Origin of the sequence: Hymenobacter cellulosivorans (assembly GCF_022919135.1) — a bacterium.
Lineage (GTDB): Bacteria > Bacteroidota > Bacteroidia > Cytophagales > Hymenobacteraceae > Hymenobacter > Hymenobacter cellulosivorans.
Map to the genome: position 1 here is coordinate 5,745,704 of NZ_CP095049.1, position 24,708 is coordinate 5,770,411.

Sequence of the window (24,708 nt, forward strand, 5' to 3'; positions counted from 1 at the left end):
TTGCCGGTATGCGTCGACTGTTGCACTATATCTGGCACCGCATCTACACTACCTGGAGCACGTTCTGGTTTGTACTGCCCTTCGTAGTTACCTACCCGATTCAGGTGTTGCTGGGCCGCAAGCCGTCTTTGCACCGGCACCTGCACAGCATCAACCGGGGCTGGTCGTCATTTGCCATCCGAATGTGGGGCATGCCCGTGGATATCGTCCGCAAACAGCCGCTACCAGCGGGCCAGCCGTGCATTTACGTTTCGAACCACAGCTCCTACATCGATATTCCGGTGCTGTTCAAGGCTATTCCGGGCTATCTGAACATTATCGGCAAAAGTGCCCTGGCCCAAGTACCGCTCTGGGGCCCGATTTTCGGCAGCGTCTACATTACTGTGAACCGCAACAGCGCCGTAAGTCGGGGCCGGGCGATGGTGCAGGCCAAGCAAAGCCTGGAAGCGGGCCGCTCGGTAGTGATTTTTCCGGAAGGCACGATTTCCAAAAAGCCTGGTGAGGAAATGGGTCCCTTCAAGGACGGAGCCTTTCAGCTGGCCATTGCCACGGGCGTACCCATCGTGCCGGTTTCGATGCCGTTGAACCACCGCTTTATGCCCGATGTTGGCGGTATCCGGGTGCGCTACACGCCGTTGCAGGTCGTAATTCACGAGCCTATCTTCACTCAGGGTCTGACTACTGCCGATGTGCCCCGTATCCGGGACCAGGCTTTTCGTACTATTGCCAGCGCGTTTCGGCCCGAAGCCGCCGGTATTCCGGGGCCTTCCCGCCTGGGCAAGCCCAAACCGGAACCCGCTCCGCAGCCGGAGCTGGATCTGCCCAAGTCCTAAGTTGAACTTCTCTTTTTCCTTACCACTGTGAGTACCGATTTATCAACCCTGCGCAAACTGGCTCATCTTTCTCGCCTCGAATTCGACGCCACCAAAGAGCAGCAGATGCTGGGCGACCTGAACAAGATTCTGGACTGGGTGGCTCAGCTTAGCGAGCTGGACACGACCAACGTGGAGCCGCTGGTGCATTTGTCGCACGAAATTAATGTGCTGCGCCCCGATGAGGCCCGCAACTCGGTGAGCCACCAGGAAGGCCTGCGCAACGCCCCGCGCAAGGACTCCGACTATTTCCGCGTACCAAAAGTGCTGGAATAACCTTCTGTCTTGACGCTCCTGCTTTCTTCTCCCCGCTCTTCCGGCTGGCGACTTATCCGCTCAGTATTGGGCGTGCTGGCCGGCATTGCCCTGGCCCTGGCCCTGTATTATTACTTCACCGGCGACGACTACACGCTGCGGGTGCAGGAAATAGCCCAGCTCAAACCTGTACCCACCGTGCTCCAACACGTGCGGGTCGGGCTGGATGAGCTACCAGTGCGCGTCAATGGCTATCTGGTCAGCGCTACCCACGACGTGACCGGGCCCTTCGTGCGGCCCGACGCAGCCGTGGCCTTGCTCGGGCTGCTGGCTGTGGCATTAGTCTTTTACCTGGCCGTTATCAGCACCTTGCCGCGCTTGTCGTTTGTGGCGGGTATGGCTCTGCTGTTCTTCCTGCTGATGTCTTTCAATGCTGACATGCTCGGCGTTTTCGACTCGCGGGAGCAGTACTTCCTGATTCTGACCCTGGCCACGCTGGGCGTACCGGCCTACGTGTTTCACGCCTTCTGGTCAGATGTGCCGCTGGGCCGCCGCTTGCTCACTTTTGCCTTGCTGGTGGCAGGCTTAGCCGCCCTGCTGTTTCAGCGCAGCGAAAACCCCGCCGATACTACTGCCTTGCACCTGGTAAGCTACGCTACCAGCAGCGGCGCGGCGGCCGTAGCGCTGCTGGTGCTCTGGCTGAGCATCGAGAATATTTATGGATTGCTGTGGTTTAACTCCCAGGCAGAAAACCCGGGCAGCCGCTTCGGCATCCTGCCGTTTTTGCTGGCCAGCGGCCTGTACTTGGGCACGCTGCTGCTGTATTACTGGAACAATGGCGAGCTACTCATTCTGCCCGGCGTTAATCTGGACCCGCTCGTGTTGCTGGTGCCAGCCGCTGTTATCAGCTGGCTGAACTTGCGCCGCCGGGCGGCTACCTACGAAGAGTTTGTGCCGTTTGAGGCAGCCCAGCTGCTATTTCTGGTGCTGCTTACGGTGGCGGCGGGCTTTCTGGGCTTTGCCTTTGCCACTGCTAATGACCCGCTGCTCAGCGCCGCCCGCGACTTTACGGCCCTAGCCCTGCTCTGCGTAGGTACGGCCTTCCTAATTTACGTGCTCTTCAACTTCGTTACCCTGATTCGGCAGAAGCTGCGGGTGTTTCGGGTGGTGTACGAGCCCAAACGCTTGCCCTTCTACATTGTGTACGTGGTGGGTATCGGCAGCCTGCTGGCCGTGGAAATGCGCAACAATTTCTTCGTACTCGACCAGGTGCAGGCCGGTTACTTCAACAACGTGGGCGACCTGACCCGCCTCCAGAGTGAGGAGCAGCCCAATGCCGATGGGCTGGCCTTGCTGGCCGAGCGGTACTACGCCGAAAGTGACGTGCTCGACCAGCACAACCACCGCGCCAGCATGGGCCGGGCGGCGTTGTACCATTTCCGCTCCCAACGTCAGAATGAAATAAATGCTTTGCGTCGGGCCTTGAACCGAGCTCCGTCGGAAAAGATTTCCCTGCGCCTGGCTGCTCTGTATAATGAGCCTGGTGACTTTTTCGACCGGCTTGCCGTACTGCGCCAAGGCATCAAAAACACGCCCCGCAGCGCCCGCCTGGCCAACGACCTGGCCCAGCTTTACACCCGCTCCACCCTCACCGACTCGGTAGATTATTATCTGCAGCGCGCTGAGGCGCTGGCCCCCAACAGCCCGGCCGTGGAAACCAACCGGCTGGCTTTCCTGATTCAGGATCAGCAAATGGAGGCTGCCCGCAAGCTGATTGCCGAACGGAAAAGCGGCACTGATAATGCCGCCTGGTCCAGCAACGTCTCCCTGCTTCACCTGCTTAGTGGCAAACCCCGAAAACCGGCCACCACGGAGTTGCCTTCCCCGGTGCTGACTACGGCCGAGTTTGCCCGCCTCTACCACGACGCCCTGCACCGCACTGCCCTGGCCGATGTAAGTCAGCTCGGACTGCTGGAGCGCCTGGCCCAGCAGCCCGACAACAGTCCCTACGCCGACCAGCTGACCTTTCTGCGGGCCCTGACCCAGCACTACGGTGGCCAAACCGTGGCCGCGCAAAACACCCTGCTACCGCTCACCACCGGAAATTCCGCGGGCAGCGCCTACTACCAGAACCTGTGGGGACTGTGGCTGTTGGAGCAACGCCAGTACAAGCCCGCCGCTGCCCGCTTGGCCGATGCCCGCCGCAATGGCTACGCGGAAGCTGCCTTGTTCCGGGCTTACGCACTGGCCTTGCTCAACCAGCCCGACTCAGCCCGGGTGTCGGCTCAGCAAGCCCTATCGGATAAGACCTTTGGCACCAGCCAACGGGCCCAGCGGTTGCTGTCTGTTCTGAACCTGGACTTTAATACGCAATATCCCACAGCACCCGACTCAATAAAAGCTCAGTATTTGGTATTGCGAGGCGCATCATTGTACCCGGAAAGCCTCGTACCGCGGGCGGCGGGTCTGAGTCCCCCAGCTTCCCGCGAGGCGGCCTTGCTGGCCCAGATTCCCCGGGCCGTGCAGGCCGGACAGTTGCCAGCGGCACAGCAGGCCCTGGAGCTCTTTGCCCCAAAACCCGCTACGGCGACGCCCGCCAGCTCGGCCTGGAATGTGCTCCGCGGCCAGCTTTACTTGCAAGGTAAGCAGCTGCCCCAGTTGCGCACCGTGGTGCAGCAAGGCTATTTCAGCCGCCTCGACCAGCCATACAAACTGTATTACCAGGCAGCCCTGGCCCAACTGGACAACAACGCGCCCCAAGCCACCAAGCGCTACGCCAGAGTAGTAGAGCAGGCTCCGTTTCTGGAAGCTGCCGTGCTGGCAGCCGCCGACTTCTACCTGAGCCGCCAACAGGACATGCCGGCCTACAACGCCTTGCTCAAGGGGCTGGAATACAACCCGGAGTCGGTGCCCTTGCTGAAAGCCTATACGCTGGCCGCTATTCCAGCAGGTTTGAGTGAATATGCTGCAGCTTCCCTGGAAAAACTGCGCCCATTGCTTTCACCCGCGGAATACAGTACCTTTCTTTCGCAGTACAACGCCCGGCGCGCCTCCCAAACGGCTGCCGCTACTCCCTGGAATTAGGACCAAACCTAGCTGCCCATGTTACATCCAGTAATTGAAACCCTCGACATTGCGAAGGAATACCAGATGGGCACGGAGCTCATCCAGGCACTACGGTCCGTCACCATCACCATCCAGCGGGGCGAGTATGTAGCCTTCATGGGGCCTTCGGGTTCGGGCAAATCCACGCTGATGAACATCGTGGGCTGCCTCGACACACCCACACGAGGTACCTACATCCTGAATGGCAAAAACGTCAGCAGCATGTCGGACAATCAGCTGGCCGACGTGCGCAACAAGGAAATCGGCTTCATTTTCCAGAGCTTCAACCTGCTGCCCCGGGCCACATCCCTCGACAACGTGGCTCTGCCCCTGATTTATGCCGGCTACAGCAAGTCAGACCGGGAGGAGAAAGCCATGCTGGCCCTCAAGAGCGTAGGCCTCGACACCCGCGCCAAGCACAAGCCCAATGAGCTGTCCGGCGGTCAGCGCCAGCGCGTAGCCATTGCTCGGGCCTTAGTCAACGACCCCAGCGTGTTGTTGGCCGACGAACCAACCGGTGCCCTCGACTCCAAGACCAGTCACGAAATTATGGACTTGTTTGAGGCCCTTTACGCCAAAGGCAATACCATTATCATGGTAACCCACGAAGAGGATATTGCCAACTTTGCCCACCGCATCGTGCGCCTGCGCGACGGGCAGGTGGAGTCGGATGTGGTTAACCACAAAGTGGCGACCCACATCCTCAGCTGACTTTCCAAGGACGAGCTGCCGACATTGAGCTGACTTTTTTGTTCATGTTTTTTCTGCAACCTCAGCTCCTGCCCTCTGTCCTTCGTTCATTGCATGAAGATCTACACCAAAACCGGCGACAAAGGCCTTACTTCGCTTATTGGCGGCACCCGGGTTCCTAAGTCCAGCCTGCGCATCGAGTGCTACGGCACCGTCGACGAGCTCAACTCCTACATCGGCCTGGTGCGTGACCAGGAAGTAAACCTCAGCCGCCGCGACCTGCTCAAGGAAATCCAGGACCGGCTCTTCACAATGGGCGCCTCGCTGGCTTCCGATCCGGAGAAGTCGAAGATGAAAATTCCGGATCTGCACGAGGAAGACGTCCTGCTGCTGGAGCGCGAAATGGACCGGATGAACGAGACGCTGCCCGAGTTGCGGGTGTTCATTCTGCCTGGCGGCCACCCTTCCGTATCCTACGCCCACGTGGCCCGCTGCGTGTGCCGCCGCGCCGAACGACTGGTTATTGCCCTGCGCGAAGACTCCTTCGTAGCCGAACTCGTGGTGATGTACCTCAACCGTTTATCGGACTATTTATTCGTGCTCAGCCGCCAGATGGCGCACGAATTGAATGCCGAAGAAGTTACCTGGAAACCGCGCCTCTCCTAGGCCCGTTTCAGGGATATTGCCTCTATCTCCCACCCGCTCTTTTCCCACTCTCCCACTATCCTGCTTATGCTCGACACACTCACTATTCGGACCCAGCGCACCACGGCCTCCCGCCTTCAGGAGCTGGATCCTGCCAACCTTGAATTCGGCAAGGTATTCTCCGACCACATGTTTGTTGTCGACTATCAGGATGGCGAATGGCAGGAGCCCCAGATTGTGCCCTACGGCGACATGGCCGTCAGCCCTGCTAACTCGGCTCTGCACTACGGTCAGGCTATTTTTGAGGGCATGAAGGCCTACAAAAACCCGCAGGGCGAAATTGCCCTGTTCCGTCCCTACGACAACCTGCAGCGTCTCAACCTCTCGGCGGAGCGCATGTGCATGCCGCAGATTCCCGAGGAGCTGTTTATGCAGGGCTTGTCCCAGCTTATTCGCCTCGACGCCAACTGGGTTCCTAAAGCCCCTGGCAGCGCCCTATACATCCGGCCTTTCATGTTTGCTACGGATGGTTTCATCGGCGTACGCCCCTCAGACAACTACCGTTTCATGATCTTCACTTGCCCGGTTGGCTTGTACTATAACAAGCCTTTGCGCGTTCGTTTCGAAGAGAAGTTCGTTCGCTCAGCCGAAGGTGGCGCCGGCTACGCCAAGGCTGCCGGCAACTACGGCGCAGCTATGTGGCCCACCAAGCTGGCCCAGCAAGAAGGTTACCACCAGTTGCTCTGGACCGATTCATCGGCCCACCAGTTTATCGAGGAATCGGGCACGATGAACGTTATGTTTGTCATCGACGGCAAGGTGATTACGCCTGCCCTGAGCACTTCGATTCTGGATGGCATCACCCGGAAGAGTGTGCTGCAAGTAGCCCGCGACCTGGGCATGCCCGTGGAAGAGCGTAAGGTGTCGGCTACGGAAGTAATGACAGCCCAGGCCAACGGCACGCTGCAAGAGGCTTTCGGAGTAGGCACCGCTGCCACCATTGCTCCCATTGCCACTATTGGCTACCAGGGCCAGGATTATAACCTGCCTACGCCGACTGCTAACTCATTTTCGCAGAAAGCCAGTGCCATGCTAAGTGACATTCGCACGGGCGAGGCCCCCGACACCCACCAGTGGATGGTGCAGGTATAGGGGCTTAAAAATGCCTGTATAAGGCTACGCCCGCTGCCGATAACAATTCGGCGGCGGGCGTTTTGCATTAGTTACCTTTGCTTAACACCCATTTTTTTCAACATTCATCTTTTTTTCCAATGACCCAAGACCAGGTTAAGGAATTGAAGGGCCGCGCTGAGGCCTTGAGGAGGTACCTTTGACTACGACAACCGCAAAGCTCAGGTCGTAGAAACCGAGAAGCAGACGACAGCCCCAGGCTTCTGGGATGATTCCAAGAAGGCGGAAGCTATCCTGAAGGACATCAAAACCGTTAAAGTCTGGACCGACGACTTCGAAAAAGTAGATAAGGCCGTTGGCGAACTAGAAGTCTTATTTGACTTTTACCGCGAAGGCGACGTTACGGAAGCTGAGATTCAGCAGGAGTTCGATTCTACGCAGCAACTCGTGGAACAGCTTGAGTTTAAGCGCATGCTCTCCGACGAGGAAGACCAGCTTTCGGCCATTATCGACATTAACCCCGGCGCGGGCGGTACCGAAAGCCAGGACTGGGCCGAGATGCTGATGCGCATGTACATCATGTGGGGTGAAAAGCACGGCTTCAGCGTGCGCCAGCTCAGCTACCAGCCCGGGGAAGGTGCCGGTATCAAGTCGGCCTCGCTGGAAATCGACGGCGACTTTGCCTACGGCTACCTCAAAAGCGAAATCGGCGTGCACCGCCTCGTGCGCATCTCCCCTTTCGACAGCAGTGGGCGCCGCCACACGTCCTTTGCCTCGGTTTTCGCCTACCCGGTAGTCGACGAAACCATCAATATTCAGATCAATCCGGCCGACATTACCTGGGACACGTACCGGGCTGGGGGAGCCGGGGGACAGAATGTGAACAAGGTAGAAACTGCCGTGCGCCTCACCCACGCGCCATCGGGCATCATCATCGCCGTCCAGATCGAGCGGAGCCAGCTCATGAACAAGGAACACGCTTTACGCATGCTCAAGTCGCGGCTCTACCAGATCGAGATGGACAAGCGACACGCTGAGCGCGACAAGATCGAAGCGGGCAAGAAGCGTATCGACTTCGGCTCCCAGATCCGCAATTATGTATTGCATCCTTACAAGCTGATAAAGGATCTGCGTACCGGAATAGAGCGTACCGATGTACAGGCTGTATTGGACGGCGACCTTGATGAATACATCAAAGGTTTTTTAATGCAAAACTAATTTTAGCGTTATATCGCTGAAAGCAAATATACTAACAAGCTACACCCCAATACCAGCTTTTGTAGGCTGGAATTAGTAACTTGTACATATCCGGTGTGGGCTACGATAGCACCCGGGAAGAGTTGGATGAGGCGGTTGAGCAGGAAAACTAGTCATAACTAGCATCTTCCCTATGTTTCCTAAAAGTTGCGAAATGCCGTTTTTCCCGCTATACTTGCCCTATTCGCCCACTTTCACAACTATCTCTTTTACCTTTTCACTCACCAAACCAAAAGTCAAATGAAAAAACTCTTATTTATGGTCATCCTGCTGATGACTAGCCTGTTGCAGCAGGCCATCGCGCAGGATCGGACCATTTCGGGACGGGTCACTGACCAGGCCAACGGTCAGGGATTGCCCGGGGTTACCGTGCTGGTGAAGGGCACCACGATTGGTGCTTCTACTGGCGCGGATGGCTCCTACTCACTGAGTGTACCGGCTTCAGCTACTACGCTTTCTTTTACTTCGATTGGCTACACGGCCATTGAGCGGCCTATTGGTGCTAGCACTTCTATTGACGTAGCCCTTGGTACCGACACTAAGACGCTAGGCGAAGTAGTAGTAACGGCTCTGGGTGTTGAAAGAACCCGGAACTCGCTGGCTTACTCGGCTACGCAGATCGAATCTAGCGATATCACGGTAGCGCGTAACCCCAACGCCATCAACTCGCTTTCGGGCAAAGTTGCTGGTCTGGCTATCACGCAGCCCAACACGCCCGGCGGTTCGAGCAACGTGGTTATCCGTGGTACCAAGTCGCTGTTCGGTAGCAACCAAGCGCTGTTCGTAGTAGACGGTGTGCCAATCAGTAACTTGAACACGAACTCTACGGACCAGGCAACGGGTCGGGGTGGTTATGACTACGGTAACGCTGCCGGCGACCTTAACCCCGACGATATTGCTTCTACTACCGTACTGAAAGGTGCTGCTGCCACTGCTCTCTATGGCGAGCGGGGCTCTAACGGTGTAATTCTGATTACGACCAAAAAAGGCCGTCGTGGCTTCAACGTGACCCTGAATACGGGTGTAACGGCTGGCAAAATCGACAAAAGCACGTTCATCAAATACCAGGACAAGTACGGTGCCGGCTACGGTCAGTACTACTCCTCTGATGATGGGTTCTTCAACCTAGACGCCGATGACAACCTGGTAGCCCCGACCTCGGAAGACGCTTCGTATGGTGGCCGTTTCAATCCAAACCTGCTGGTTCGTCAGTGGGGCTCTTACACGCCTGGTTCGCCTACGTTTGGCCGTGCTACTCCTTGGGTAGCTGCAGCCAATGGCCCTATCGACTTTTTTGAAACTGCCGTTTCTACGTTGAACAGCATCTCCCTTGATGGTGGCAACGATATGGGTAGCTTCAAGATTGGCTACTCCAACAACGTAGAGCGTGGTATCCTGCCTAACAGCCGCATCAATAAGGATATCGTCAACTTCGCTGGTTCGATGAACATGAACTCGAAGCTGACCGTGAGCACGACGGTGAACTTCACTCGTTTGACTGGCCTGGGCCGTTACGGCTCGGGTTATGGCTCGGAGAACATCATGACGAACTTCCGTCAGTGGTGGCAGACCAACGTAGATATCAAGGAGCAGAAGGAAGCCTATGAGCGCGACCAGACCAACGCCACCTGGAACTACGCCAGCCCCGAGAATGATGACTTCTCGCCTATCTTCTGGAACAACCCCTACTTTGTTCGCTACAAGAACTACGAAAACGACGAGCGTTACCGCACGTTCGGCAACGTAGCCGCCACGTACAAATTTGCTGATTGGTTCAATGTTCTGGGCCGCGTAACGGTTGACTCCTACGACGAAATGCAGGAAGAGCGTTCGGCTGTAGGTAGTACCCAGGCCAGCTACGTACCGTTCTACTCACGTTACAACAACACGTACCGCGAGTTCAACTACGACCTGATCGGTAACTTCACCAAGAACTTCAACGAAGACTTCAGCTTCCAAGGCCTGATCGGTGCTAACCTGCGTCGTCAGTACCGTTCCTCTATCTTCGCTATCACCAACGGTGGCCTGGCTCTGCCCGAAGTATATGCTCTGACGAACACAGTAAGCCCGCTGGAAGCTCCGACCGAAACCCAAACCAGTGTTGGGGTTGATGGTATTTTCGCAAGCGCCACGCTCGGCTACCGTGACCGCATCTTCCTGGACCTGACTGCCCGTCGCGACAAGTCGACTACTCTGCGCAAAGGCAACAACACGTTCGTATATCCTTCTGCCTCGCTGGGTTACGTATTCTCGGAAACCTTCCGTGAAACGGCTCCTTGGTTGTCGTACGGTAAAGCCCGTATCAGCTATGCTGAAGTAGGTGCTGGTACAAGCGCGCTGAACATCTATGATAGCTACCGCCAGAACGCTGCTCTGGGCAACGCTGCTATTTCGTATCTGCCCCGCACCAAAAACAACGAGGATCTGGTGCCTGAGCGTACCCGTAGCGGTGAAGTAGGTTTGGAACTGTCTTTCCTGGAAAATCGTCTGGGTATCGAAGGCGCCTTCTACCAAACGAACACGGTTAACCAGATCATTCCATTGCGTATCTCCACGGCCACTGGCTACAATGCTCGTTATGTAAACTCGGGTGAAGTACGCAACCGCGGTGTAGAATTGACGGGTTATGTAATGCCCGTACGCAACGACAACATCACCTGGAAGCTGGCAGCCAACTGGACCCGTAACCGCAACGAAGTATTGTCGCTGTTCGAAGGTGTTGACAATATTGTACTGGCAACTTACAACGGTGGTGTTACCTCTAACGCTGCTGTTGGTGAGGCTTTCGGTGTTATCACTGGTACCGATTTCGTTTACCTCAATGGTCAAAAAGTTGTAGACGAGGAAGGTTACTACCTCCAGAGCTCCGCTAACACCCGTATTGCTGATCCGAACCCGAAGTGGCGTGGTGGTATTACCAACACGGTTACGTACAAAGGCTTGTCGCTGAACTTCCTGATTGACATCCGCAAAGGTGGCCAGGTGTTCTCGCTCGACCGCTACTATGGCCAGGCTACCGGCTTGACCCCAGAAACGGCTGATCTCAACGATTTGGGCAATGAATCACGTGCTCCAATCGTGCAGAACGCTGATGGCAGCTATGCTTCGAACAGTGGTGGTGTAATCCTGCCCGGCGTGTTTGAGAATGGCCAGCCTAACAACGTACGGGTAAGCAACACGGATTACGGCCTGTTTGGCTACGTGTACCAGCCCAACTCGGCTTTCGTGTATGATGCCAGCTTCGTGAAGCTCCGTGAAGTAGCCCTGAGCTTTGCTCTGCCGAAGACTCTGACCACCCGTTTGGGCTTCGTAAAAGGTGCTGATATCTCTGTTATCGGTCGTAACCTTTGGATTATTCACAAAAACCTGCCCGACGCTGACCCCGAAGAAAGCCTCGGCTCTGGCAACCTGGGCCAAGGCTACCAGGTAGGCTCCTATCCTACCACCCGCACGATCGGTGCTAACCTCCGCCTCAGCTTCTAGATTTTAAGAAACATGAAAAAGACTATCTTAATCTCTCTCTCAACGCTTGCGCTTGCTACAAGCTGCGTTGATAGCTTGACGGATTACAACATTGATCCTAAGAACCCTGCTAACGTAACGGGCCCGTCGCTTTTCGCCGGTGCCGAGCGTTCCCTCACCCGGCTAGTTGTCAGCACCAACGTTAACGATAACCCTTTCCGCCTGTGGGTTCAGTACTGGGCAGAAACGACTTATCTCGACGAGACGCGCTACAACATCAAAAGCCGTCAGATTGACCGTCAGCTGTGGGATGGCTACTATGCCATCCTGCGCAACCTGGTTGAGGCCAAGAACTTGGTTCCCAACAACAAGTTCGTGGCGGCCAAGGTACAAGCCAACCAGCAGGCTTGCATCGAGATTCTGTCGGTATACACTTGGGCTACCTTGGTAAATACCTTTGGTGACGTACCCTACACGGAAGCACTTGACTTCAACAAGTCACAGCCGAAGTATGACGATGCCAAAACCATCTACAACTCGCTGTTTACGCGTCTCGACGCCGCCATTGCCACTCTGGATCCAAAGGAAGAAGGCATGGGTGCTCAGGACGCCATCTACAATGGCGACGTAGCTCAGTGGATTAAGTTCGGCAACTCGTTGAAGCTGCGTCTGGCTTTGACTATTGCTGATGATGATGCCGCTAAAGCCAAAACCTTGGCCGAGCAGGCTTCGAAAGACGTGTTCGAGTCACTAAGTGACCAGGCTCAGCTCATCTTTGTCGCTTCGCCGCCAAACACTAACCCACTGTTTGAAGACTTGGTACAGAGTGGTCGTCACGACTTCGTTGGCACTAACTTCTTCATCAATGACAATTTGTTGAAGCTGAAGGACCCACGTGTAGGTGCCTACTTCAGAATACCTAACAACCCTAACTTCCCAACTTACAGGGGTGGTGTCAATGGTGCTGGCAACAACTTCAACAACTTTTCGGAGCCTGGTGCTGCGCTGCTGAATCCGGCTCTGCCGGGTGTGCTGCTCTCCTACCCAGAAGTGGAATTCCTGCTGGCAGAAGCTGTATCGCGTGGATTCGCGGTAGGCGGTGGCAGCGTTGAAGACCACTACAATGCAGGTGTTACGGCTTCTATCTCGCAATGGGGTGGCACTGAGGCACAGGCACAGGCTTATCTGGACCAGCCGACGGTTGCCTTCACTACCGCTAGCGGTACGAATGACCTGGAGAAAATTGGCTTCCAGAAGTGGATTGCCCTGTACGACCAGCCCGTAACGGCCTGGACGGAATGGCGCCGTCTGGATACTCCTAAACTGACGCCGGCTAGAGGTGCATTGAGCGTAATCCCGCTGCGGGTTACGTATCCAACCACGGAAAGCAACCTGAACAAAGCCAACTACAATGCGGCTTCGGCTCTCATTGGTGGGGATGCGGTATCCAACCGGATTTTCTGGGATAAGAAATAATCCTTCAAACAATCCTTCTGAAAAAGGGCTGCCAGATTTGGCAGCCCTTTTTTTGTCTGGTTAACGCCTACTGGTGCCTATCATCAATGGTATGATGATGGACACCAGTGGCCTTTGTGATAGCCTTTATAGCTTGGATTAAAGAACAAAAAGAATATAAATACCCGGCTATATAGGCTACGGAGGAGTAAGAAATTATATCTATTTTTAGGATTACGATTTTGTTTCAGTGCACACTTATTTGTTTCATTCTCATTTCCCTCTTTCATGAAAAGACTCTTACTAATGAGTTTATTCTTGTCCTTAACCTTGATTGGAAGCGCCTGGGCGCAGACTCGGGTTATTTCCGGACGAGTACTTGATGTCACGACCAATGACGGCCTACCGGGCGTAAGCGTCTTGGTAAAAGGCACCAGCATCGGTACCGCCACCAATGCGGAAGGCAACTACACCTTGTCAGTTCCTACAGATGCGACAGCTCTTATTTTCAAGCAGCTAGGCTACGGTTCACAGGAGCAAGCCATTACCAACAGCAATACGATTGACGTTACGCTCTCAGTAAACACTGAAGAGTTGGGCGAAGTAGTTGTAACAGCTTTGGGCATCTCGCGCGAAAAACGGGCGCTGGGCTATGCGGTTGCTGATATCAAACCAGAGCAACTGGTGCAGAAGTCGGAGCCGGATGTAATCCGGACCCTGTCGGGTAAGGTTGCCGGGGTGGTAGTTTCCAACGCCAGCAGCACTCCTGGTGCATCAACCCGGATCATCATTCGTGGCAATACCTCGTTGAGCAAGGCCAACGGCCCGTTGTTCGTAGTGGACGGTATTCCTTATGATAACCAGCAGACCGACTCGGATGATCCACTGGTGGAGGGCACCAACTACTCTAACCGCGCCGCTGACATCGATCCAAACAACGTGCTGTCGATGACAGTGCTGAAAGGGGCTGCCGCAGCGGCTCTATATGGCTCACGGGCCGCCGGCGGCGTTATTGTCATTACGACCAAAACCGGTAACCGCCAGGGTGGCGCGAAGGGCATCCAGATTGGCTATAACATGGGCTATTCGGTAGAGAAAATTGCCGGTTTGCCCGAATACCAGAATAGCTACGGCACGGGCGCAAACTTCGTAGGCCCTTTCCTGACCAATGGCTCCTGGGGTCCTCGCTTTGGCAGCCCACAAGCGCCGGTCACTATTGCCCATCCCCAGGCTGGCGATCCTAATTTTCCTGAAATACCTGTCGGCACGACTATTCCGTATCAGGCAGCCCCTAACAATGTGAAGGACTTCTTCAACGCGGGTAGCCTGTTCGAAAATTCGGTTTCCTTGACCAGCAACGGTGATAATGCAAGGTTCAGTGCCATTCTTTCCCGCGCTGACCAAAAGGGTATTATTCCCAATTCCTCTTTCGTGCGCAACAACATTAGCGCTGGGGGTGCGGGCACCTACAAAAAGTTCACCATTGGGGGCAACGTAGCTTACACTAACTCCGAGCAGCGTGGTCCGCTGGTGGGGGCAGCAGTGCCCAAGGGGGAGCGTCAGCCTTCTCTCGGATTATGTTTCTGCCGCGGAACCTAGACCTACAGGCTCTGCCCAACACCGACCCCGTGACCAACGCCTCGGTCTTTGGCTGGCTTACCTCCCAGGCAGACAACCCAATCTGGTCAACCCAAAATAACTCCTTTACCTCCCGTGTTGACCGGGTAGTAGGTAGCATTACGGCGGGATATACCATTAAAGATTGGCTCTCGTTGAGCTACCTCGGTGGTATCAACACCTATAGTGATGCTCGTCGCTCGACTATCCGTCCTGGCAACTCTGGTAAGTATACTACGGGCCGTACTGTGGAGGACAACATCCGCAATACCGAACTGGACCAGACAATCTTGTTGACATTTGACAAGAACCTGACTGAAGATATCAGCCTCAAAGCCATTATCGGCAACAACCTTAACCAGCGCCAGTATGAGTCGACTTCCTTCCTGGGAACGGGTAGCGTTGTTTTCGGCATTGATAATATCGGTAACGCTACAGCCGTGAAACCTTACGGCCCGGTTACTACCAAGCGCCGCCTGATGGGTTTGCTCAGCGACGTGACCTTGGGCTACAAAGACTGGGCATACCTTAATGGTACGGCCCGCCGCGACGCCTCTTCTACCCTGAACAAAAACGGTGTAGTAGGCAATTCCGGTAAAGGCTTCTTCTATTATAGTGGTAGCGCCTCCGTTGTTTTCACGGAAGCTCTAGCTCTTGATTACTCGTGGCTTTCTTCAGGCAAAGTGCGTGTTGGCTATGCCCGCGTTGGTAATGACGCCAGCCCTTACGAATCGGGGCTGCCAACTTATACCAGCAACCCCAGCTACGGCAACAACGTCGGCACGACCGACTTCCCGTTTGGTGGAATTGCAGCGCAGGCCCTGGGCTTCCGGATTAATAACCCTGCTCTGACGCCGGAGTTTACCAATGAAATTGAAGTTGGTACCGACTTAGACTTCTTTAAAGGCCGCGTCAGTATTGCTGCTTCCTACTACAGCCGCAAAACGACCAACCAGATTGCGCAGGTATCCCTGCCGACTGCCACGGGCTTCTACGAGCTGACCACCAACTTTGGCGAGATTTCCAATAAAGGCGTGGAGCTGGCCGCTACCGTGGTTCCTGTCGACGCAAAGGGCTTCCGCTGGTCGAGCACGTTTAACTTCACCCACAACAAGAACATTGTAGAGAAGCTAACGGAAGGCGTAGATCAAATTGCTATTACGCCCGGTTTCGGCTCGGGTCTGGTACAGCCCATCCTGATGCCGGGGCAGCCATTCGGCGTGCTGTATGGCTCCAATGTAGACCGTGATGACCAGGGCAATGTGCTGATTGACCCCACTACGGGCCGAATGATTCCGGCGTTGAACCCGAAGATTATCGGCAACCCGAACCCCCAGTTCCTGATGGGCTTTGTGAACCAGTTCACGTTTAAGGGCATCACGCTGAACACCCTCATCGACTACCGTAAAGGCGGCAGCATTTATTCCACCACGCTGCAGTCGGAACTGGGCCGGGGCGTGACCAGAGACACCGAGGACCGCGACCAGCTCTACATCATCAAGGGGGTACAGGGAGACCCGATTACCCACCTTCCCCTGCGTGATGCCGACGGCAATACGATTCCGAACAACAGAGCCATTTCGCTGAATGATTACTATTTCGGTACGGGTTCGGCTGGTATCGGTGGCACTGCTGAGCAATCCATCTACGACGCTACTACGGTTCGTTTGCGCGAGGTGACCCTAGGTTACGATCTGCCCAAGTCGTTGCTCGAGAAGACTCCGTTCGGCGTGATTAACGTTTCGCTCTCGGGCCGCAACCTGTACTGGTATTCGCCCAACATTCCGAAGTATACCAACTTCGACCCCGAGGTAAATACATATAACTCGGCTTCGAGCGCTCAGGGTATTGAATTCACCAACTCGCCCTCGACGCGGCGGTATGGCATTAACCTGCGGGTAACTTTCTAATTCTGACTTTCCTGTTTCTGATATGAATTTACGTAAAGGGACTGCTCTGCTAGGCTTCCTAAGCCTGCTGGCAACCACGCCGGGCTGCAAAGACTTCTTCGATGTCAACGTAGACCCCATCAATGCCACTTCGGCCCGCGTGGAACAATTACTTCCGGCTTCACAAGGTGCCATGAGCGTCTACCTGGGTCTGAGCGCCCTGGGCCTGAGCCAACCGACTTCTACCTTGGTCAACCAGCTCTCCAGCACCCGCGGCATTGGTTCCTACACCCCTGATGGCGACTCGTTCAGCAACCAGTGGGGCGGCCTCTATGCTGATTGCTTGGTTAACACCGAGCAGATCATCAAGCAGGCAACGGCCTCGCAGAGCTCGGATTATCTGGGTATTGCTCAAATCCAAAAGGCGTATGTATTCAGCCAAATGGTGGATATGTGGGGTGATATTCCCTATTCACAGGCTTTGCAGGGCATAGCTAATCCGGCACCCAAGTTTGACAAGGACTCTGACATCTATAAGGACCTGTTCGTCTTGATTGATGAGGGTTTGCAGAATCTGGCGAAGCCTAGCTCTTCCACTACGTTGCCTTCTGCCGATCTTATTTACGGCGGTGATAAAGCTAAGTGGGCTCGCCTGGGCCGGACGCTGAAGTTGAAGCTCCTGAACCAGATTCGGCTCAATCCCACACCGGTAATGAGTGCCACCGAGCTGAACACTCAGGTACAAGCCCTGCTTACTCAGGACCTGATAACTGCAATAGGCGACGACTACGAGTTCCGCTACAATGCCTCTACAACGCCGGAAAACCGTAATCTTGGTTTTATTGCCGACTATGTAACGGCCAGCCGGGAAAACACGATTGGCCGGTTTTTCTACGTAGACGTGATGTCACCCAGTTACCTCAATGGAAACACTGCTGATCCGCGTCTGCCATATTATTTTTACAATCAGTTGCCGAAGAGCGCACCAGCGCAGGCCACTATCGATTTTCAGGCAGGACCATTTGCTACTGTTTTATTAGGCAGCATTGGGCCGAACGCCAACCAATCGGTATCAAACCAGATTACTCTTCCCGGTCTGTACGCAGTAGGCGGAAAGTTTGACCCCAACGGGTTCGGAGGCAAAGCTGATGGTAACTCGGGTAAGGGCATAGTCGCGCAACGCTTCCTGACTTCAGCCAGTCGCTACTTCACGGAAGCTGAAGTACGCCTGACGATCCTAAACGACCAAGCCGGAGCTACAGCAGCCTTTAAGAAAGGAATAGAGGCTGCGTTTGACAAAGTAAACGACATCGCCAGCAAAGACGGTAGCCAAACCATTAGCACGAGTGCCAGAGATGCTTACGTTACTAGTGCTTTAAGTCGGGGTACTACTTTGTCTAATATCATTCTGGAGAAGTATAAGGCTGGCTGGGGATTCGGAGAAGACATTTATACCGACTACCGCCGTACGGGCTTCCCGAAAATTACGCTACCTGGTGGGACGGACGTTAGACCAGGTACTAGTATTTTACTAGAGCCCCATACTCGCCTGACGGGGGGCTACCCACGTCGCCTGCCTTATCGGCAGGATGACCTGACGTCCAATCCGAACGCACCCAAACAACAGCCCAACGTGGTACTCGACAAGATTTTCTGGGACAGAGGCTGAGTTCGTCTATCTGTCTTACCCCTCTAACTTCGACTTCCCATGAAAAAAATAATTTTTGGCTTGTTGTTACTGGTTGCCTTCGGCGGAACTCTGAGTTCCTGCAAAGAGGATAGTGCCATACCAGCGCCAGCCGTAGAAAGTGTGCCCCTTGTCCTTCCACAGATTACTACCGGAAAAGACTTTTTCAACATTCTTGCTGCCCGGGCTGCTACCAACACAAACCCGACACGTCCCATCTTTGAGTTTACCCTCGCCCCTAACCAGCAGCGTGACCTGAAGCTGCAAACCATCGAGGTATACAAGAGCTTCCGCCGTGGTGATTTGCTTGGCCCCCGCGTGAAGGTAGGTGACTACAGTTCGTTCCCGGCTACGGTTAGCCTCACTAGCACCGAGGCGCTGAAAGACTTGCAGCGCTACACGGGCACCTCCCTGGTGTCGGTAATCCCCCCCGGTGGACCGGATGTAACCAACATCCTGCTTTCGCCGAACGATGCTATCGTCTTTACCTTCGAATATATAGTAGAGGGTGGCCGCCGGATCGTCCTGACTCCGGTAAACTCTATGAACATCCCTAGTGGAACTCAGATCTTGGCTCCATACGCAGCAGTTGCCGTCTTCCGCAATCCTTAATCTGGGTCTGTAATTAAACCAATAGCAAGGGCTGGCTTCCTCGGAAAGTCAGCCCTTTTTTTGCCCATAAAAATTAAGAATTAGCAAACTGTTAAAATACGTATGGCAATTCCAACAATCCATTATAATCCACCCCTGTTAAATGCCAAAGTTATATTGCTAACGGTATATATGTCTATTTGTAAGGGGCCTGGAAAATTATGGGCCGACGAAAAAAAAGTGGCGAGACAGTATAGTTTCGGCTAACTGTGAGTATTTTTAAGAAGTAAAAGCGGTTTTTTCGCCCCCGCTTATATTTTAACCCAAACTTTTTTCTGCATGAAAAAAATTCTATTCATGAGTTTACTACTCATGTTCACCCTGTTACAACAGGTGACCGCCCAGAATCGGAATATTTCCGGTCGGGTTACCGACCGCCAGTCAGGGGAAGGCCTGCCGGGTGTTACGGTACTTTTGAAAGGTACCACAAATGGAGTTTCTACGAATTCTGACGGAACGTACACGCTGAGCGTTCCATCGGCCGGGGGCACACTGGTATTTAGCTCTATTGGCTACATCCAGACCGAGCGCGCCATTGGCACGGAAGATCAGCTCAACATCGGCCTGGCCGGTGACAGCAAGCAGCTGAGCGAAGTAGTAGTAACGGGTTACGGTACGCAGGAACGCCGTGACGTAACGGGCTCTATTGCTTCGGTACAGGGTGAGTCTATCTCCAATCTGGCTACGCCCAGCTTTGCCCAGCAACTCTCGGGCCGTGCTGCCGGTGTAACCGTAACGACGCCTTCGGGTCTGCTGGGTCAGCAGCCCCGCATCCTGATCCGTGGTGTTAACTCGATTTCGTCGGGTACGACTCCTCTGATTGTAGTTGACGGTGTGCCGATCTTCACCGGTAGCCAGAGCCAGCTGGGCTCAGGCTTCACCAACAACCCCCTGGCCGACATCAACCCCAACGACATTGAGAGCTACGAAGTCCTGAAAGACGGTTCTTCCTCGGCTATCTACGGTTCGCGGGCTGCCAACGGCGTTATCCTGATTACCACCAAAAAAGGTAAGCTGGGCCGTGCTCAGGTAAACTACGACACGTACTTCGGCTGGGCCAAAACGCTGAAGCGTTACAAAGTGCTGGGTGCTGATGACTTCATCACCATCAGCAACGAAAAGGCAAAGAACGCCAACTCTGCTTCGACGGGTATTGCTTTCCCTTACCTGGAAGGCGGCTCGCCGGTGAGCACCGACTGGCAGGACGAAATCTTCCGCACGGGCTTCCAGCAGAACCACGTTCTGTCGGTATCGGGCGCTACGGACAAGACCAACTACTACTTCTCCGGTGGCTACACCAACCAGACGGGCGTTGTTCGCTCTAACGAACTGCAGCGTTTCTCGTTCCGTTCGAACCTGGACCAGCAAGTAAAGGATTGGTTCCGCGTAGGCTTCAACCTGGGCGCTAGCCGCACCGAAACCCGCGGTCTGAACACGTCGACCAACGGTATTTCGGGCAACATCACCAACGCACTGTCGGCATTCCCGAACGTGCCTGCTCGTAACCCCGACGGCACTCCCTATGTTGACCCCACCTCGGGCACGCTGGGCCAGGGTAACAACACCCAGCCTATTTCCTTCGCTTACCCGAACATTATTTTCCAGCTGGACAATAACATCTTCCGCAACCAGAGCTACCGCTTGCTGGGTAACGTCTACGGTGAAGTTGAGCCGGTAAAAGGCCTGCGTCTGCGTGGTCAGTTCGGTACCGACACCAACCTCAATGATGACTTCCAGTACCTGGACCCCCGTCAGGGTGACGGCCGCAGCTCCAACGGTCTCGTAGTACAGAGCCAGGCGCCCAACGTGCGTTGGAACTCGCAGGCTACGGCTACCTACCAGAGCACGCTCGGTACCGACCACAAGATTAACATCGTAGCTGGTGGTGAGTGGCAGAAGTCGCGTCAGCAGTACTTCTATGCTCAAGGCCAGGGCCTGTCGGACCTGTACTTCGGCAAAAACAACATCATCTCGAACACCATCACCACGCCTAACATCTTCGGTGACTTCGCCGAGCGTGGCTATCAGTCGTACTTCGGCCGGGCTAACTACTCGTTCAAAGACCGCTACCTGTTGACGGCTACGGTACGTGCCGACAAAATTTCGTCGCTGCCAACTAATAACCGTCTGGGTTACTTCCCCGGTGGTTCGCTGGGCTGGCGTGTATCGGAAGAACCTTTCTTCAAAAGCGCTGGTATCAGCTTCATTTCTGACCTGAAGCTCCGTGGTTCGTACGCCGTAGTAGGTAACACCGAAATCGGTGACTATCCTTACGCTGGCTTGTTCGGTGCTGGTAAATATGGTACGCAGGCTGGTATTGGCTACAACACCAGCGGCCAGTTCGGCAACGCTAACCTGAAGTGGGAAAACTCCAAGAAGACCGACTTCGGTATCGACCTGGGCTTCCTCGACAACCGCTTCACGGTAACGGCCGACTACTACGAGAACAACAACGACGACCTGATCCTCTTCGTGCGTACTCCTGTTAGCCTCGGTGTTCCGCTGAACGGCTACAGCGCCAACGTAGGTGCTATGACCAGCAAAGGTTTCGAATTGACGGTAAACACGCAGAACGTCCGCACGGAAGACTTCTCGTGGAGCACCAACTTCAACTTCTCGACCAACAACACCAAAATCACTCGTTTGGCTAACGGCAACGAGGATATCCTGAACCCCTACAACGTAACGCGCTTAGGTGAGCCTATCGGTGCTATCTACGGCTACCAGTACGAGGGTGTAAACCCCGCCAATGGTAACCCGATCTACCGCAAGCAGGATGCCGCTGGCACGCTGGTACAGGGCAACCTGGACACCCGTAGCTACGTGCTCTACGACCCATCGAACCCCGGCGACGTGAGCAAAGCTGCAACGCTGAGCGCTGCAACGGACCGTAAAGTTCTGGGCAACTCGAACCCGACTTTCTTTGGTGGCTTGACCAACACGCTCACCTACAAAGGCTTCGACTTCGAAATCTTCGCTCGCTACTCGGGTGGCAACAAGATTATGAACGTTACGCGTCAGCAATTGCTGCGCATGGACTTCGTAAACAACAGCACCGAGATTCTGGACCGCTGGACTCCCACGAACACCAACACGAACACTCCTCGTGTAACGCTGAACAACTCGGACTTCACCAACAAGAACGGGGAAGCTACCTCGCGCTTCGTAGAGAAAGGTGACTTCATCCGTATCCAGAACATCACCCTGGGCTACACCCTGCCTAAGTCGGTAATGGGTATCACGGGCCTGAACCGGGTACGCGTATACGGCCAGATCCAGAATGCTGCAACTTTCACCAAGTACAAAGGTGTTGACCCAGAAGTAAACTCCAACATCACTTCCACACAGGGCTCTACCGCAAACAACCAGTCGGGTATCGACAACAACAGCAACCCGCAGCAGCGCATCGTTATGGCCGGGTTAAACGTGTCGTTCTAAGCTCTCTTTACTAAACAGACATGAATAATCTTTTTTCACTAAGAAGCACTCCTTTCCGCTCACTGGCGCTGGCTACTAGCCTGACCGTGACGCTGGGCTTGAGCTCTTGCGAAGTAACTGACCTAACTCCTCAGAACGCCCTGTCGGAAGCTACGGTATTTAGTGACCCGGCTCGTGTGGCACTGGCCGTAACCGGCGTATACAACGCTGCCCAGTCGGGCTTCTACGATCCGCTGAACGGTGGTGCTCTCGCAACCCGGGGCTATCCTTTCGGCGCAGCGTCTTCCGAACTGGATGACGCCCGCGGCGAAGATGTGGTAGATATGGCGGGCTTCTTCGGTATCGTGTATGGCAACTCCATCACTCCGTCGAGCCCCAACCTGGTAAACATGTGGAGCGGTTGCTATTCAGTTATCAACCAGGCCAACGTAACGCTGGCCGGCGTGCGCCAGGCAGCTGCCAGCGGGATTATCACGGCTGACCAAGCTACGATCTACGAAGGCGAATTGCTCTTCCTGCGGGCTTTGGCTCACCACGAGCTGGTAATTCACTTCTCCCAGCCCTACACGTTGAACGGTGGCACTAGCCCAGGCGTACCGTACCGTGATATTGCTATCAACACGGAAGAGGCCGTAACGCTGGCTCGTGCCGTAGACCGCGGCACCGTGGCCAACGTGTACGACAAAATGCTGGCCGACCTGGACGCCGCCGAATCTAAGCTGCCTATCGCTGGAACTGGCAGTCGTGCTACTAACACACGGGTAACACGTGCCACAAAAGGAGCGGCAATCGCCTTGAAGCAGCGCCTGCGTCAGCACCAGGGTAACTGGGCTAAGGTGATTGAGGAAGGCAATAAACTAATTTCCGGTGTCACTGCTCCATTTACAAGTCCGACTACTATTGCTGCTGGTCCTTTAGGCCCATATGCATTGGCACCTACGCCCCAGGCAGCATTCCCAGGTGGTGCTACTATAGTAGCAGAAAACATCTTCTCCATCGAGAACAGCTCGGACGACAACCCCAGCGTAAACGGTGCTCTGCCTAGCGTATACGGTTCCCGTTCGGCTGCTCAGATGACCAACGGTACGGGTCGTGGTCTGCTGGCTATCAGCCCCATTCTGTTCAATGCCCCGTTCTTCACCTGCGACGACTTGCGTCGTACGCAGCTGATGCAGCTGGACCCCGGTACCGGTCCTCGCTACGTAACACGTAAGTACAAAGAGGCAGCTACCGGTGCAGACTATGCTCCGATCATTCGTTACGCGGAAGTGATTCTGAACCAAGCTGAGGCTAACGCCCGCACGGGTAACCCTCTGCTGGCACTGGCTCAACTGAACGCCGTACGTAACCGTGCAGTAACCAACGTAGCAGAGCAATACACTGCTGCGCTGACGGGTAATGCCTTGATTCAGGCTATCCTGAACGAGCGTCGGATCGAGTTCGTAGCCGAAGGCTTCCGCTGGGATGATATCCACCGCCTGTCGGGCGAGAAAACCTTCAGCACCGTGCCCGGTGGTGGTATTCCAGCTAAGTTCTCCACGGCGCAAGTAACGGCCGCTGCTTATGCTTGCAACACGCCCACCGCTACGCCTGGTACCAAGGCAGTTCCGATGACTGGTGACCAAAGCTCTTTCCTGTTCTTGTGGCCTATTCCTTCCCTGGAAACGGCTAACAACCCAGTATTGGCTGCTCAGCAGAACCCTGGTTACTAATCAGGATTCAATACATAAAAAAGCCCCGGCCGTATGGTCGGGGCTTTTTTTATGACCTTACAAATCGGCCAACCGGAGCACTGCCGATTCCGACTTGGTGACCGGGCGTTGCAGCCAAGCCATAATTTTGCCCGCTACGTGGTCGGCCGAGGCTAGCTGGCCCTGTGCATGGTAATCGACGAAGCGGGCAGCCTCACTGAAGCTGCCGGGGTCGGCGGCACGGATATGCTCCTGCATACCCGTATCGATGACACCGGGTGACAGGCTGCGGATGCGCACACCCGAGCCGCGCAGCTCCTGCTCTTTCTGGGCCGTAGTGGTCAGGGCTTCGAGGGCGGCTTTGGAGGCACAATAAGCTGCCCAGCCATCAACGGGGCGCTGGGCGGCGCCGCTGCTGATATTAAGTACCGTGCGTGGCACGGTCAGACCGGAGTAGGCGCTCAAAAACGTATTCATCAGCATGGCCGGTGCCACCAGATTGACGTCGAAGACAAAGTTGTAATGCTCGTTGGGCTGTTCACCAACGTAGCCGATGTCGCCCACTACGGCAGCATTGTTGATGAGCGTAACGCTGGCGGCATCCGTCCAGCGTGGGAATACTTTGTGCAGGTTGTTTTCGACGGCAGCAATATCGGAGAGGTCCAGAGGCTGGTGCAGGTACCGCTCGTGCTCGATGGTAGCGTGGCGCGACACGCCAACGACGGTCGTGCCGGGCTGGTGCAGTACGGCTTCGGCCAGCGCCTTGCCCAGGCCGCGGCTGGCACCCGTGATGATATAATAATGCATCGGAAAATGGTGAGATGGTGAAATAGTGAGTGCCGTTCAACGGCCATCATCAGCAC

The 24,708-nt window shown here is 55.0% G+C and carries 16 protein-coding genes; 15 read left to right on the top strand and 1 reads right to left on the bottom strand.

Annotated elements, in window-relative coordinates; all coding sequences use genetic code 11:
• The first annotated feature begins 8 nt into the window (after positions 1-8).
• The 15 genes from MUN80_RS24285 (at position 9) to MUN80_RS24355 (ending at position 23,866) form a co-directional block, all read left to right on the top strand.
• Positions 9-833 carry a lysophospholipid acyltransferase family protein gene (locus MUN80_RS24285; RefSeq protein ID WP_244717221.1) on the top strand — a complete coding sequence of 275 codons (825 nt, stop codon included), beginning with the start codon at positions 9-11 and terminating at the stop codon, positions 831-833.
• A 27-nt stretch (positions 834-860) separates the two neighbouring features.
• On the top strand, positions 861-1,148 hold the full coding sequence (gene gatC / locus MUN80_RS24290) for an Asp-tRNA(Asn)/Glu-tRNA(Gln) amidotransferase subunit GatC (RefSeq protein WP_135397914.1): 288 nt from the start codon (positions 861-863) through the stop codon (positions 1,146-1,148).
• 9 nt (positions 1,149-1,157) lie between these two features.
• Complete coding sequence (locus MUN80_RS24295) at positions 1,158-4,211, top strand: tetratricopeptide repeat protein (protein ID WP_244717223.1); 3,054 nt, start codon at positions 1,158-1,160, stop codon at positions 4,209-4,211.
• Between the two features lie 18 nt (positions 4,212-4,229).
• The gene (locus tag MUN80_RS24300) at positions 4,230-4,943 is read left to right on the top strand and encodes an ABC transporter ATP-binding protein (protein ID WP_244717225.1); all 714 of its coding nucleotides are present in this window, start codon (positions 4,230-4,232) and stop codon (positions 4,941-4,943) included.
• 93 nt (positions 4,944-5,036) lie between these two features.
• A complete protein-coding gene (locus tag MUN80_RS24305; RefSeq protein WP_244717227.1) occupies positions 5,037-5,588 on the top strand; it encodes a cob(I)yrinic acid a,c-diamide adenosyltransferase in 552 nt (183 codons plus the stop codon).
• Between the two features lie 66 nt (positions 5,589-5,654).
• Positions 5,655-6,719, top strand: coding sequence for a branched-chain amino acid aminotransferase (locus MUN80_RS24310; RefSeq protein WP_244717229.1), 1,065 nt, complete (start codon positions 5,655-5,657; stop codon positions 6,717-6,719).
• Between the two features lie 119 nt (positions 6,720-6,838).
• Positions 6,839-7,916 (top strand): peptide chain release factor 2 gene (gene prfB / locus MUN80_RS24315; protein ID WP_244717232.1). Its coding sequence is split into 2 segments (ribosomal slippage): positions 6,839-6,889 and positions 6,891-7,916, totalling 1,077 coding nucleotides; the frame shifts between segments, so codons are not numbered across the junction.
• A gap of 279 nt (positions 7,917-8,195) precedes the next feature.
• A complete protein-coding gene (locus MUN80_RS24320) occupies positions 8,196-11,438 on the top strand; it encodes a SusC/RagA family TonB-linked outer membrane protein (protein ID WP_244717235.1) in 3,243 nt (1,080 codons plus the stop codon).
• Between the two features lie 12 nt (positions 11,439-11,450).
• On the top strand, positions 11,451-12,893 hold the full coding sequence (locus MUN80_RS24325) for a SusD/RagB family nutrient-binding outer membrane lipoprotein (RefSeq protein ID WP_244717238.1): 1,443 nt from the start codon (positions 11,451-11,453) through the stop codon (positions 12,891-12,893).
• 267 nt (positions 12,894-13,160) lie between these two features.
• A complete protein-coding gene (locus MUN80_RS24330) occupies positions 13,161-14,471 on the top strand; it encodes a carboxypeptidase-like regulatory domain-containing protein (RefSeq protein WP_244717241.1) in 1,311 nt (436 codons plus the stop codon).
• Complete coding sequence (locus tag MUN80_RS24335) at positions 14,450-16,399, top strand: outer membrane beta-barrel protein (protein ID WP_244717243.1); 1,950 nt, start codon at positions 14,450-14,452, stop codon at positions 16,397-16,399. The genes MUN80_RS24330 and MUN80_RS24335 overlap by 22 nt, the downstream gene beginning before the upstream one ends.
• A 22-nt stretch (positions 16,400-16,421) precedes the next feature.
• Positions 16,422-18,047 (top strand): SusD/RagB family nutrient-binding outer membrane lipoprotein, encoded by a 1,626-nt coding sequence (locus MUN80_RS24340; protein ID WP_244717245.1) that lies wholly within the window; start codon positions 16,422-16,424, stop codon positions 18,045-18,047.
• 39 nt (positions 18,048-18,086) lie between these two features.
• Positions 18,087-18,677 carry a hypothetical protein gene (locus MUN80_RS24345; protein WP_244717247.1) on the top strand — a complete coding sequence of 197 codons (591 nt, stop codon included), beginning with the start codon at positions 18,087-18,089 and terminating at the stop codon, positions 18,675-18,677.
• Between the two features lie 318 nt (positions 18,678-18,995).
• Positions 18,996-22,154 (top strand): SusC/RagA family TonB-linked outer membrane protein, encoded by a 3,159-nt coding sequence (locus MUN80_RS24350; RefSeq protein ID WP_244717249.1) that lies wholly within the window; start codon positions 18,996-18,998, stop codon positions 22,152-22,154.
• A 20-nt stretch (positions 22,155-22,174) separates the two neighbouring features.
• On the top strand, positions 22,175-23,866 hold the full coding sequence (locus MUN80_RS24355; protein ID WP_244717251.1) for a RagB/SusD family nutrient uptake outer membrane protein: 1,692 nt from the start codon (positions 22,175-22,177) through the stop codon (positions 23,864-23,866).
• A gap of 57 nt (positions 23,867-23,923) precedes the next feature.
• Here the strand turns inward: MUN80_RS24355 and MUN80_RS24360 are convergent, their stop codons facing one another.
• Positions 23,924-24,652 (bottom strand): SDR family NAD(P)-dependent oxidoreductase, encoded by a 729-nt coding sequence (locus MUN80_RS24360; protein ID WP_244717253.1) that lies wholly within the window; start codon positions 24,650-24,652, stop codon positions 23,924-23,926.
• Positions 24,653-24,708: the final 56 nt, after the last annotated feature.

Coding starts and splice junctions, on each gene's coding strand:
- MUN80_RS24285 (WP_244717221.1), top strand. CDS start 9: ATGCGTCGACTGTTGCACTATATCTGGCACCGCATCTACACTACCTGG.
- MUN80_RS24300 (WP_244717225.1), top strand. CDS start 4,230: ATGTTACATCCAGTAATTGAAACCCTCGACATTGCGAAGGAATACCAG.
- MUN80_RS24305 (WP_244717227.1), top strand. CDS start 5,037: ATGAAGATCTACACCAAAACCGGCGACAAAGGCCTTACTTCGCTTATT.
- MUN80_RS24310 (WP_244717229.1), top strand. CDS start 5,655: ATGCTCGACACACTCACTATTCGGACCCAGCGCACCACGGCCTCCCGC.
- MUN80_RS24320 (WP_244717235.1), top strand. CDS start 8,196: ATGAAAAAACTCTTATTTATGGTCATCCTGCTGATGACTAGCCTGTTG.
- MUN80_RS24325 (WP_244717238.1), top strand. CDS start 11,451: ATGAAAAAGACTATCTTAATCTCTCTCTCAACGCTTGCGCTTGCTACA.
- MUN80_RS24330 (WP_244717241.1), top strand. CDS start 13,161: ATGAAAAGACTCTTACTAATGAGTTTATTCTTGTCCTTAACCTTGATT.
- MUN80_RS24335 (WP_244717243.1), top strand. CDS start 14,450: ATGTTTCTGCCGCGGAACCTAGACCTACAGGCTCTGCCCAACACCGAC.
- MUN80_RS24340 (WP_244717245.1), top strand. CDS start 16,422: ATGAATTTACGTAAAGGGACTGCTCTGCTAGGCTTCCTAAGCCTGCTG.
- MUN80_RS24345 (WP_244717247.1), top strand. CDS start 18,087: ATGAAAAAAATAATTTTTGGCTTGTTGTTACTGGTTGCCTTCGGCGGA.
- MUN80_RS24350 (WP_244717249.1), top strand. CDS start 18,996: ATGAAAAAAATTCTATTCATGAGTTTACTACTCATGTTCACCCTGTTA.
- MUN80_RS24355 (WP_244717251.1), top strand. CDS start 22,175: ATGAATAATCTTTTTTCACTAAGAAGCACTCCTTTCCGCTCACTGGCG.
- MUN80_RS24360 (WP_244717253.1), bottom strand. CDS start 24,652: ATGCATTATTATATCATCACGGGTGCCAGCCGCGGCCTGGGCAAGGCG.